This window comes from Mucilaginibacter gynuensis, assembly GCF_039541195.1.
Taxonomy (GTDB): domain Bacteria; phylum Bacteroidota; class Bacteroidia; order Sphingobacteriales; family Sphingobacteriaceae; genus Mucilaginibacter; species Mucilaginibacter gynuensis.
The window spans coordinates 1-11,309 of record NZ_BAABFT010000009.1; the positions used below are offsets into that span (position 1 = coordinate 1).

General features: G+C 47.3%; 11 protein-coding genes. 5 read left to right on the top strand and 6 right to left on the bottom strand.

Annotation, left to right across the window (positions count from 1 at the left end):
- The first annotated feature begins 92 nt into the window (after positions 1–92).
- Positions 93–2,318: a catalase gene (locus ABD894_RS16820; RefSeq protein WP_345212231.1), complete on the top strand. Its 2,226-nt coding sequence runs from the start codon at positions 93–95 to the stop codon at positions 2,316–2,318.
- 46 nt (positions 2,319–2,364) lie between these two features.
- Here ABD894_RS16820 and ABD894_RS16825 read toward each other — a convergent pair whose 3' ends face one another.
- The 5 genes from ABD894_RS16825 to ABD894_RS16845 form a co-directional block, all read right to left on the bottom strand.
- Positions 2,365–2,835 (bottom strand): ankyrin repeat domain-containing protein, encoded by a 471-nt coding sequence (locus ABD894_RS16825; protein WP_345212232.1) that lies wholly within the window; start codon positions 2,833–2,835, stop codon positions 2,365–2,367.
- A 172-nt stretch (positions 2,836–3,007) separates the two neighbouring features.
- Positions 3,008–3,379, bottom strand: a complete 372-nt coding sequence (locus ABD894_RS16830; protein WP_345212233.1) for a DUF4385 family protein — start codon at positions 3,377–3,379, stop codon at positions 3,008–3,010.
- An 11-nt stretch (positions 3,380–3,390) separates the two neighbouring features.
- The gene (locus ABD894_RS16835; RefSeq protein ID WP_345212234.1) at positions 3,391–4,362 is read right to left on the bottom strand and encodes an SDR family oxidoreductase; all 972 of its coding nucleotides are present in this window, start codon (positions 4,360–4,362) and stop codon (positions 3,391–3,393) included.
- Between the two features lie 222 nt (positions 4,363–4,584).
- Positions 4,585–5,100, bottom strand: coding sequence for an antibiotic biosynthesis monooxygenase (locus tag ABD894_RS16840; protein ID WP_345212235.1), 516 nt, complete (start codon positions 5,098–5,100; stop codon positions 4,585–4,587).
- A gap of 190 nt (positions 5,101–5,290) precedes the next feature.
- A complete protein-coding gene (locus ABD894_RS16845; protein WP_345212236.1) occupies positions 5,291–6,166 on the bottom strand; it encodes an NmrA family NAD(P)-binding protein in 876 nt (291 codons plus the stop codon).
- 85 nt (positions 6,167–6,251) lie between these two features.
- Here ABD894_RS16845 and ABD894_RS16850 point away from each other — a divergent pair, with 85 nt between their 5' ends.
- The 3 genes from ABD894_RS16850 (at position 6,252) to ABD894_RS16860 (ending at position 8,116) form a co-directional block, all read left to right on the top strand.
- The gene (locus ABD894_RS16850) at positions 6,252–6,800 is read left to right on the top strand and encodes a lipocalin family protein (protein WP_345212237.1); all 549 of its coding nucleotides are present in this window, start codon (positions 6,252–6,254) and stop codon (positions 6,798–6,800) included.
- A gap of 216 nt (positions 6,801–7,016) precedes the next feature.
- Entirely contained in the window at positions 7,017–7,427 is a 411-nt protein-coding gene (locus ABD894_RS16855; RefSeq protein ID WP_345212238.1) for a hypothetical protein, read from the top strand.
- Positions 7,428–7,528: 101 nt separating this feature from the next.
- Positions 7,529–8,116 carry a hypothetical protein gene (locus ABD894_RS16860; protein WP_345212239.1) on the top strand — a complete coding sequence of 196 codons (588 nt, stop codon included), beginning with the start codon at positions 7,529–7,531 and terminating at the stop codon, positions 8,114–8,116.
- Here ABD894_RS16860 and ABD894_RS16865 read toward each other — a convergent pair.
- A complete protein-coding gene (locus tag ABD894_RS16865; RefSeq protein WP_345212240.1) occupies positions 8,100–9,116 on the bottom strand; it encodes an SMP-30/gluconolactonase/LRE family protein in 1,017 nt (338 codons plus the stop codon). The two genes, ABD894_RS16860 and ABD894_RS16865, sit on opposite strands and share 17 nt — an antisense overlap.
- Positions 9,117–9,791: 675 nt before the next feature.
- Here ABD894_RS16865 and ABD894_RS16870 point away from each other — a divergent pair.
- A complete protein-coding gene (locus ABD894_RS16870; RefSeq protein WP_345212241.1) occupies positions 9,792–11,309 on the top strand; it encodes a GAF domain-containing protein in 1,518 nt (505 codons plus the stop codon).

Here is an 11,309-nt window from a genome sequence, read left to right on the forward strand (position 1 = left end):
AGCAGCCGATCAATTATTGACCGATGTCGCTGAAAACGACGTGAACTATAAAGCTTCAGAAGAAGCCTAACCTAATCCCAATACATAAGATAATGGCAACAAAAAAAGTCACCGGGAAAGGTGAAGACAAAACCGCCGATACAAAAAATGTTAGCAAAGGCACACAGCCGGTTAACGATAAGATAGAAAACCTTGCGCCACATACGGCGGACAGTACCGGCGAGTTCATGACCACTAACACCGGTTTGAAGATCAATGATGATCAAAACTCCCTGAAGGCCGGGGACCGTGGCGCAACCCTGCTGGAAGATTTTATACTGCGTGAAAAGATCACGCACTTTGACCACGAACGTATTCCGGAAAGGGTAGTGCATGCCCGTGGTTCGGGCGCCCATGGTGTGTTCAAAGTTTATGAATCGCAGTCAGCTTTAACCAAGGCATTGTTCTTAAACGATACAGCAGCAGAAACGCCAGTGTTTGTTCGCTTCTCTACAGTAGCCGGTTCAAAAGGCTCGACCGACCTTGCGCGTGACGTGCGTGGTTTCGCCGTACGTTTTTATACACAGGAAGGAAACTTTGATTTGGTAGGCAATAATATGCCGGTGTTCTTTATCCAGGATGCCATCAAATTCCCTGACCTGATACATGCCGTAAAACCGGAGCCTGATAACGAAATTCCGCAGGCAGCTTCGGCGCACGACACTTTCTGGGACTTTATTTCCCTGACACCCGAATCTTCCCACATGATCATGTGGGCAATGAGCGATCGCGCGTTGCCGCGCAGTTACCGCATGATGGAAGGGTTTGGTGTACATACTTTTCGTTTTGTAAACGCCAAAGGCGTAGCCAGCTTTGTTAAATTTCACTGGAAACCATTGCTGGGCGTACATGCCGTGGCCTGGGACGAAGCGCAGAACATATCGGGCAAAGACCCCGATTTTCACCGACGCGACCTGTGGGACGCCATCGACAGCGGTGCCTTCCCGGAATGGGAGCTGGGTGTACAGATCGTGCCGGAAGAAGATGAGTTCAAGTTCGAGTTTGACCTGCTCGACCCGACCAAGCTGATCCCCGAAGAACTGGTGCCTGTTCAACGTATCGGTAAAATGACACTAAACCGTAACCCGGATAACTTTTTTGCTGAAACGGAACAAGTGGCTTTTCACTTAGGGCATATAGTACCCGGCATCGATTTTAGTAACGACCCGCTGCTGCAGGGCAGGCTGTTCTCCTATACAGATACACAGCTGACCCGTTTAGGCGGCCCGAACTTCCAGGAGATCCCGATCAACCGGCCCATTGTTCCGGTGCATAATAACCAGCGTGACGGCTTTATGCGGCAGACCATCAACAAAGGTAAGACCAGTTACAGTCCGAATGCTATCGGAGGTAATGATCCAAGGCAGGCCAAAGAAGCGGAAGGCGGTTTTGTCAGCTATCCTGAACGTATTTCGGCCAGCAAAGTCAGGGCAAGAAGCAAAAGCTTTTTCGACCATTTCAGCCAAGCCACGTTATTTTTCAACAGCCAATCGGAACCGGAAAAGAATCACATTACCGATGCTCTGAGTTTTGAATTGGGCAAAGTAAAAACCGTGGCAATCCGCGAGCGTATGCTGGCGATACTGGCACAGATCGATAAAGGTTTGGCAGCAGCAGTTGCTTATGCACTTGGCATTCACATCCCGGAGAACCTGGCCGAGCAATTGAACCAGAATATTCCGGCCGATGGCGACCCGGCAGATTATGCTTCATTGCAGGTAGAAAGTTCTTTGGCGCAATCAACGGCGTTAAGTATGGCCTACACCGTGAAAGATTCTATTCAAACACGTAAGATCGCGATATTAGCCGCGGACGGCGTCAATGAAAAATCACTGACCGCTGTTAAGACGGCCGTTGAATCGGCCGGTGGTGTAGTAGAAATCATAGCTCCGCGTTTAGGTTTTATCACGGCTGATAATGATGCTAAGATCCATGTGGATGAAAGTTTACTGGGTGCGGCATCCGTGCTATTTGACGCAGTCTATGTGCCCGGCGGTACCAACAGCGTCGCCACACTGGAGGCAGACGCAGATGCGGTGCATTTTCTGAATGAAGCCTTTAAACATTGTAAAGCCATTGCCGCCGACAGTGATGCGGCGCAGGTATTGGAAGCGACATACTTTAGTAAGAAACTTCCGGATGAGTATAGTGAAGAAACGGTGTTGTCCGAGGGTATTGTCTTAAGTGATGAGGCGAAGAAATTAGCCACCTTATTTATTAAGGCTATTGCTCAGCACCGTTTTTGGGAGCGGGAAAAACCGAGAAAGATCCCGGCATAACGAACCCGCCAAAAAAGCCGCTCCTGTTTCAGGGGCGGCTTTTTATTTATGCCAATAGCGAGAGCGCTTCCTGGTTGCCCTGCTGCACCGCCAGATCAGTTACCGACAGGCCACGCGTGTCAACAATAGTTTTGTCAGCACCATGCCCGACCAACAGTCGCACCAGGTCATTTCTGCCAAACATGGCTGCAAACATTAAGGCCGTACCACCATTGCCATGCTGCAGGTTCAAATCAGCGCCATGACTGATCAATAGCTCCGCAATAGCAGGGTAGCCCTTAAAAGCAACACCCATCAATGCGGTATTACCGCCGTTATCAGCTGCGTTAACGTCTGCACCGTTTTCCAGGAGCAATTTAGCCGCTTCATAACGATCATTATAACAAGCAATGATCAGCGGCGTGTAGCCTTTTTCGTCACGCGCATTCACATTTGTTTGCTGGTCTAATAACTCTTTGATCACGGCCACTTCGCCTGTGCGGGCCGCATGTATCAATACGTCGTTGTAATTGGTCATTTCAAAGTTTTATTAGTAAAGGCATGGCAGCGCAGAATGTTTTATTAAACACCTGATCCGCGTATTAGCCGCATGGTGCAACTGGACACTAAAATGCACAGCGGCCCTGGGTTACATTTAAGGTTGCTTCCACTGATCAAAGAATATGGCCGCGGCTTTTGCTTTTTCTTCTTCACCGGTTCCGCGCCAAAGCAATATGATCGTGCTCTTTATCATACTTTTTACCACCTTTATAATTGGCGTAACGCCGCGCGCGGGTAAAACCCATTTGCAGGTATTTACGCGCCATATCAGCGCCAATAAAGTCATTCTTTTCCAAATAGCTCAGAAAAAGCTCATATATTTTTGCACTGCTCTCTTTAGCAATTTCTACTGTTTTGAACCGCCAGTACGGACCGATCTCGCTCTTATAAGGTTCGCAGATCAGCACACCTTGTTCACCTTTGCCTACACGGTATAGTTCCGGATGCTTGCGGTAATCGATTTCCGGCTTCCAGGCATAAGCCTTAGTATCGAAGTTGAGATAGCTGGGTTTGTCGACCATACCGCTGACATTTATTTCTTTGATGAGCCCAATAGCAGAAACCCCGCCGCAAAGCCTGCCAGCAGCGCGCCGGCAATATATTTACGGTGCGCTTTTGGCGCGCCCGGTATACCAAATCCCCCGTGCACGCTCATCCCGTAATCAACCGTATTAAAAAGGTTACCGTTGGTCGGTGCGATATCATCCGCGACCTTGAAATATTTGCGCATCACCAGCGCGGTCATTTTGGTGGTCAGTTCAGGAAACAGCGCGTGAGAGAATTTTAGGAGGAGGGAAGCGCTGCCTACATAGGTATTGGACTTAGGATTGGCGGCGACTTTTACCATCGCTTGGGCTACCCGCACCGGGTCATAAACCGGCGGGGCAGGTTTTAATACCTTACCCGTATAATTGCCTGCATGCAAGATGCCCGGCGTATCCAAAAACGCCGGAAAAAGATCACAAATGTAAATATCAGGCCAAGCGCTGAGCTCCGCTTTCAGCGCTTCCGAGAAACCACGCAAGCCAAACTTACTTGCCGTATACCCGGCGCCATACGGCACCGGCAAAAATCCGCCGATGGAAATATTGTTGATCAGCACGCCATAACGTTGCTGCTTAAATATGGGTAGCACCGCGTGCGCGCCATTCATATAGCCCAGCAAATTCGTTTTAATGACCTGTTCATGTACCTCCATGGGCGTGACGTCAAAATCACCGCCAGCCAGTACGCCCGCATTATTGATCCAGATATCAATGTTACCATGCCATTCGCCCGCCGCATCCGCCAGTCTGATCATGGCTTTCGGGTCGGCCACGTCTGTCGGCAGCACAAGTGTTTCGGCACCAAGCATTACACATTCTTCTGCCAGCTCCTTTAAAGCAGTTTCATTCCGCGCCGCCAAAACCAGGCGGACACCAAGTGGTGCAAATTCAAGTGCGGCTGCCCGGCCTGCGCCGCTGGAAGCCCCGGTAATAACAATGGTCTTTTTATGTAAATTCATAGCGCTTGGATGTGGATGATCACTATTTTAAGAAACTTAATTATGGTGATCCGATACTATGGTCAAACGTAATATGAGGCGTATGGTTTCTATTTAAGTAATTAACTTAATTGATCGCTACCGAGATCGTTAAAGCGCACGATGGAAGCATTGGTGTACAAAGTACTGGTCAGGATGGCTCCACTTTCTTTTTGATTTGCCGTTATTAAATCTGTGAGGTAATTACGGCTTAAGCCACCGGTGTAATGCTTTGGTCAGAAACGGCATAACGAGCCAGTTTAATAAGCCAACCATACAAGCGGATGTAATCAGTAAACGAACCGGCACGGGCAAATCCTTAATGATAAGACCTACGGTGTAGAAAAGAAGAAGGCTGGTAGGAAATACGCCGAGCAGAATCACCAGCGCCATTTTCCAGCGGGGTGGAGCACCGGTGGAAAGGAACCAGAACTCAAGACCATTCAGATCACGGTAAACCGGCGGTTCCGTAAGCGTCAGGGCATAGGCTTCCCATTTCTTAAATTGCTCGGACTGGTAAAAAGCATCCCGTTCGGCCGGGTCTTGAAAGGTCCGCAGAATACCGATCTCGCTTTCATCACCCGGTAATGATGTGATCATGCTTGCGCCATGCACGCCGCCTTGCGTAAAAGATTCACCCATGAATTTCCGGAGTGCCTGTTTGAATTCGTCCTCCTTACCGGGTAAAATTCTAAGGGTAATAGCGACGTGTACCGGCATAGTTTATGATTTGACCAAATTTACATATTTATCTTGCAGTACCATGGGTAAGAATAGCTTTTAAGGTAACTCCAGTAATTGAATGCGATCCGCGTAAAATAAGCTAATGTTCACCCGTCGGATAATCAGCACTGAGGCTTAGATCCTTCAATGCCTCAAAGTTCTCCTTTAGCTGGTCCATGGAATTATATTATGATTTACGGGGTTGAATATAATCTTCAATTTTACTCCAGGCCAGTTCCGCATAGCGGCTGTTGTCCGTCACCTCATTATGCGCACTAAACATGCTGTGCATATACATGCTTTGCTGCCATTTGGCGTACAGTTCCTGTTCGCCCTCGGGGTGCTCCGCCCGTTGCTGGCGGTTATATTGGTCAAGTCCGGCGAGGGGACCCATGTCTTTTAGCGTATAGCCAGTCAACTCAGTCAATTCTCTCGGGCTGGGCTGGAAACTGGCGATACGCAGGTAGCGCGGCGCTGTGTTATCGAGGGCGGCTTCAGCGGTAAACGTAGCCGTATCATTCATGCTCGTAAAATCTACTTTCCAGTCCGGCTTTTCCCAATAACCGATGGTTTGCTCTTGATGATCAAGCAGCGGGATATTATAGGTCAGCAGTTCGGCAAATGCACCGTTGAAAATACTGGTTGGCGTGATCGGCTGCTGATCCAGCATTCTGGCAAATTCCCGGCGCAGGTCAAAGTTCCGGTTCTCCCCGTCGGCCAACTGTGTATAGTCCGTACAAAAGTCAGAGGGAATAAAACGCGGCACGCCAGCCTTAACTGCTGCTTCCAGCAATAGGCCTTGCGTATCTACAATGACGTCCCGCAAGCCAGCAAGCGCGGAAACAACACAAGAGGCCCCTTTTAAAGCATCGGCCAGTGATGCAGCATCAGTCATATCTACCTCAATAATCCTTGCGCCTAAACTGTCCAGTTGTGCTACTTTCTGCTCATCACTGCCCGGACGGACGATGGCCTGCACCTTTGCACCTTTGCTGAGTAAAGCTTTAATGATCCGGCCGCCGAGGTTACCGGTGCCGCCTGCTACTACGATCTCTTTTTCCATAACCAGGTAACGGGCGGCGGGCCCTTTTGTTCGGGGAAATACATGGCCCCGCCAAACCGCAGGCGCTGACATTTGTTATTCAATCATGATCAGGAGATGGAATAAATGGCAGACAGGCGTGGTGCTTGGTATCGGCGCGGCGGCGATCGCGATAAATTTTGCATCATGTGTAAGCATACCAAAAGGTGCCAGGGCGGTCAGTCCTTTTGATATAGACCGTTACTTAGGCAAGTGGTATGAGATCGCACGGATGGATTTTAAGTTTGAAAAAAACCTGGACCACGTGACCGCGGAATATTCATTGAATGCAGATGGCTCGATCCGGGTAGTTAACAAAGGCTATCATTACCTCAAAAAACAATGGAAGGAAAGTATCGGTAAGGCCAGATTTGTCAAAAGCCCTGATACCGCCCGTTTAAAAGTTTCCTTTTTCGGACCCTTCTATGCCGGTTATAACGTCATCGCCATCGACCCGGAATACCGCTACGCGATGGTAGCCGGCAATAACCTGGATTACCTGTGGCTGCTGTCCAGGGAAAAATCAATCCCTGCCGCTGCACAAACTGCCTATTTGAAACAGGCTGTAAACCTTGGTTACGATGTGAGCAAATTAGTCTGGACGAATCAGCAATAATTTTTTAATGTTTAGTCATTGGACAAGATTCGTTTTATGATGGCTCATGACCTGCGTGGTTTCAGGGCAAATAAATACCCCATACCATGTTGGAAAATTTACCGGCGGCAAAGTGAATCGTTAAGGCCCCTTCGGTAATTTATAGACATTCATCCGGTGGCTTTGCTGATAGATCGGATCGTTGACCAAAATTGTTTCACCGGAAGCTTTCCAGGGATGATCCCAGATATTCAACCCTTCCAGGCGCAGCTCTTCACCGTCGATAACCGATCTGTAAAATTGCCAATTTTCCATGTCATCACAACATTCGTCGTGCCGGCTTGTTTGTTTAGCATCATACCACTCCAAATGAAAATCTTTTTGACGCTCATTTTCTTACATGTGGCATTTTATTGCTCAAATCCAGCGCTGGCGCAAAAAGCGTATGAAATGATCAGTTATAAAACTACAATAGCCGGCAAGGCAACCACTTTGCAATTAGCAGATGGTTACTTGCTGGCGAGTAAGGTGAAAATCTTGTCAAAATTGGGTAACCAGGAATTTTCGCCATCAGCTGATGAGCCGGATGCCAAAGGCGATCTGAGATTTGATCCGGTGAATTCAAAAAACAACAAGGATCCTGTATAACATTAAAAAAAATAACCGGGACGGAATATCCGTCGCGGATTGAGGCCGCTTATTGGGATGGTAAAGTCCAACATACGCTGGTCTTTAAACAGAAGTAGGCCATGTCACCGCACCGAAAATATTGCACACCTGATTTTGTTTTTGAGCAAGTCTTTACGCAGCCGTATGTAGTAATTTATCCGGCAGTACTTGTTGGAATTGTTCCGGCAGTCTTGTTTTATGTATTGTTCATCCGCCATTTTTTTAAGCACGTCGGCCTGGCGCTCTCATTAGGGATCGTGATCATTATTGTGTCGCTGATCACCAGTTTATTATCAAAGACCGTCCGGATTTACTTTGATGAGAAATCAATTTTTATCAGCGATAGCCAAGGCGATTTTACCAGATATTTGAAAAGAGAAATTGCCGGGATTTATTGTTACGATTACGAAACCAACAATAAGCCGAACGTATCCATTACTATAATCCTGACAAATGGTAAAAGGTTTGATTTAAATAGTATCAACCTGTTTGAGCGGCCTGATCAGGCAAAAGCACAAATGTTAAGGCAGTTTTTTACAGCGGCTAAAAAAAGACTTCATTTAACTTATGTACGAAAAAACAGATGGCGCGGGCTTCAAGGTTTAGGAGCCAACTGGTATGTACCGTTAAGGAATGATTTGCTTGGCAACACTACCATGGTAATTTAACTTTATAAACCCGGTAGGGGTAATCCGTCTTATCTGCTCCCTTATGGAATTTAGGCAGCCTGTTCAGCTGCGACGCGCTGAAATACAGGTAACCGTCAGGGCCAACACCCATGGAGTCGGGCCAGCTGATACGGGGATTTTTGATCAATGTATGTAATTTTCCGTCGGGACTAAAATAGGTAATGGCGTTGTCGGGTGAATCACTCAGAAACACATTGCCCTTAGCATCGGCCGTCATGCCATGGCAAACACCTGTCTCTGCTACTTTTTCCACTTTTCCTGCGGTCTCTCCACTTGCCAAGTCAGTCGTTTTGATGCGGTACAGCCAGGTTTGGTTAATGGCCCTGAAGTAAAAATACCGGTTATCCGTACTGAGTGCGATCCCATTGACATTGGACGAAAAGGCGTTACCCTTATCATCAACCACATCTTCACCATCCAAATACAGTTTGAAAGCAGGATCAGCTTTTGTGGTCGGGTCATCTTGCAAGGCCAGCCGGGTTTTACCGCTTTTCAGGTCCAGCACGACAATCGCAGAAAGCCCGGGGTCGGATAGATAAGCTAAATGGTGCAAATGATCTACCCGTACATCGTTCAGGGCACTTTTTGTTTTATCTAAATCGTCAAACGTATACGTTCTTTTTACGGTATTGCTGGCGAGCTCAAATTGGACCAACTTGAATTTTCCAACTATCATGCCGCCACCAGGCGCTGAATCCAGCACCCATAGGTTATTCTGTTCATCCGTCCAAAGGTCCTGTACATTATTGAACTGGCTTTGATAAGCCGCATCAGGGTAGGGAACCCGCTGCCCGTTTTTGATCTCGGTCAGCGCGTAAAGAAAGGGCTCATGATGCGGAAAGCCGACAAACAAACGTCCTGAAGGGGATACTTTACAGCCAATGGGCTGGTTTTTTCCGAAGGAGGCGACTTCAATAAGTTGTTGTGCTTGCGCGATGGAAGCGATCCCCGCAAAGAGTAATAAACAAGCAATTTTCATAAAAAGATAACACAATATCTCAGATTGGGTTTATTAAAAATAAGAAGCCAGATAAACAATTTAAATGCATAGTTATAGGCTATTTTCGCGGCATGAAGAACTTTATGATAGATGCGGAGAATAATACTTTTTCTTTCAATTCCATGAACCGGCGCAAATTGTAGTTGTTTCAGGTCAATGTGAGCCATGAAGGTCAGCCATTCAGGTTTCACCTACAGTTGAATGAAACTATGGATGAATTTTACATTGCTGCAGATAAATCAAGCTGTAAGGAAGTCTATTATCCGGCGGAGAAACTCGGCAGAGCCGCCTGCAAGTCCATGGTCATATTCTTAGCTGGTATCGCCATTAATGAAAGCTTCGCGTCATTATGATAAGGGCAACTGCCTTTCAGTACCTTTCGGCGGTACGTGAAAACCAAAGCACTATGCAAAGATTTTATAGATTTGCTGATCGACATCATCCGGGTGATATGTAATTTTATGAATTTGATGGTTACGGGTAGGGTATTCCTATGGGTTGTATCCGCCAAGGCAATTTGTTTTCCTTATAAGAAATCTATACTTTAGCCTTACATCTGCTATATTCCCGTCTATTCACCGTTCATCTAACGGCGTGCAAGACGCTTTAGCTGTGTTTGAAAAATCCAAAAGATCCCTGTTAGAAAAAACGTGAATGGCTAAGAGAAATAACTATGACTCAGAATTTTGTGGCAGTTTGCCCCTGAATCATATCAATGTGATCCAAACATATGGGTACCTGGTAGTACTTGACGCAGGTAGCTACCGCATCCTGCAGGTCAGTGAAAACTGTGCCGGGCTTTTCCAAGCCGATTTGCCGGAGATCACCAGCAATTTATTCAGCGTTTATGCCGGTACGGGGCAACTGAAAGAATTGCAGCAACGTTTTGCGGAACGCTCAAAAGTCAAGATACCGCTGCCGTTGACCATCGCCGGCAAGCGGTTATTGGCGCTTGCACATTTTAAAGAGAAGCTGATCATTCTGGAGATAGAAAAAGAGGACGCCGGAACAGAACGGTCTTTTACCAATGTTTATGATGAGGTCAAATATGCGATGGCCGCGATGGAATCTGCCGAAACGATCGAAGAGGTCAGCCGGACAGCGGTTTATGAATTAAGAAGGATCACTGGTTTTGACGGGGTGATGATGTACCGTTTTGATGAGGAATGGAACGGCACTGTCATCGCAGAAGAGAAAGAAGGAAACCTTGAGAACTACCTGGGGCACACATTTCCGGCTTCAGATGTACCCAAACAGGCACGGGAACTTTACTTGAAAAATCCTTACCGGCTAATCCCTGACCGCCAGTATGTGCCGGTGAGACTATATCCAGTCATTAATCCGGTTACCCGCGCTTTTATTGATCTTTCTGATTGTAACCTGCGGGGTGTAGCGGCCGTGCACCTGGAATACCTGAAAAACATGAACGTGTCCGCTTCGATGTCAATTCGGGTCATCCATAATAATACCTTGTGGGGGCTTATCGCTTGTCATCATCTGGAGCCTCATTACCTAAGCTTTGAACTATGTTCCGTATGCGAAATGATCTCGTCGGTCATTTCCAACAGGATATCCGCCATATTGAATAAAACTTTGTTCGACGTGGAAAGCGAGTTGCAAAAACAACAAACCGCGCTAATCGCACAGGTGTATGCGGAAGACGACCTGGTAGCCGGCTTGCTAAACGAGAACGGCACTAACTTGCTAACTATGTTTCAGGCCTCCGGCGCAGTAGCTGCTTACCGGGGCGGCTATTACACTCTGGGGGATGTTCCTGACCACGACATGGTTGAAAATCTCCTGCTTTGGCTGCAAAATAAAAATATTGAACGGGTATTCTGCACCGATCAGTTACCCGGGCTTTTTGACGAGGCTGTGCCTTACGCGGCGAAGTCCAGCGGTTTGCTGGCCATTGCCATCGCGAAGGAAAAAGGAGAGTATATTCTGGCCTTCCGCCCGGAAGTAGTACAAACGATAAATTGGGGCGGAGATCCGACCAAGACGATCAACTTTGACCCTGATGGCACAAAATACCACCCGCGTGCCTCATTTAAGATATGGCAACAACAGGTACACCATACGTCGGATGCCTGGACCGTTCAGGAACTGGAAACAGCAGAAAATCTGAGAACCTTTATTTATGAATTCAGTACCAAGCAAGCAAATTACTAA

What these genes read in the sequence shown, in the direction of transcription:
- ABD894_RS16820 (WP_345212231.1), top strand. Translation starts at nt 93, where the DNA reads ATGGCAACAAAAAAAGTCACCGGGAAAGGTGAAGACAAAACCGCCGAT.
- ABD894_RS16825 (WP_345212232.1), bottom strand. Translation starts at nt 2,835, where the DNA reads ATGACCAATTACAACGACGTATTGATACATGCGGCCCGCACAGGCGAA.
- ABD894_RS16830 (WP_345212233.1), bottom strand. Translation starts at nt 3,379, where the DNA reads ATGGTCGACAAACCCAGCTATCTCAACTTCGATACTAAGGCTTATGCC.
- ABD894_RS16835 (WP_345212234.1), bottom strand. Translation starts at nt 4,362, where the DNA reads ATGAATTTACATAAAAAGACCATTGTTATTACCGGGGCTTCCAGCGGC.
- ABD894_RS16840 (WP_345212235.1), bottom strand. Translation starts at nt 5,100, where the DNA reads ATGCCGGTACACGTCGCTATTACCCTTAGAATTTTACCCGGTAAGGAG.
- ABD894_RS16845 (WP_345212236.1), bottom strand. Translation starts at nt 6,166, where the DNA reads ATGGAAAAAGAGATCGTAGTAGCAGGCGGCACCGGTAACCTCGGCGGC.
- ABD894_RS16850 (WP_345212237.1), top strand. Translation starts at nt 6,252, where the DNA reads ATGATCAGGAGATGGAATAAATGGCAGACAGGCGTGGTGCTTGGTATC.
- ABD894_RS16855 (WP_345212238.1), top strand. Translation starts at nt 7,017, where the DNA reads ATGATCCCAGATATTCAACCCTTCCAGGCGCAGCTCTTCACCGTCGAT.
- ABD894_RS16860 (WP_345212239.1), top strand. Translation starts at nt 7,529, where the DNA reads ATGTCACCGCACCGAAAATATTGCACACCTGATTTTGTTTTTGAGCAA.
- ABD894_RS16865 (WP_345212240.1), bottom strand. Translation starts at nt 9,116, where the DNA reads ATGAAAATTGCTTGTTTATTACTCTTTGCGGGGATCGCTTCCATCGCG.
- ABD894_RS16870 (WP_345212241.1), top strand. Translation starts at nt 9,792, where the DNA reads ATGGCTAAGAGAAATAACTATGACTCAGAATTTTGTGGCAGTTTGCCC.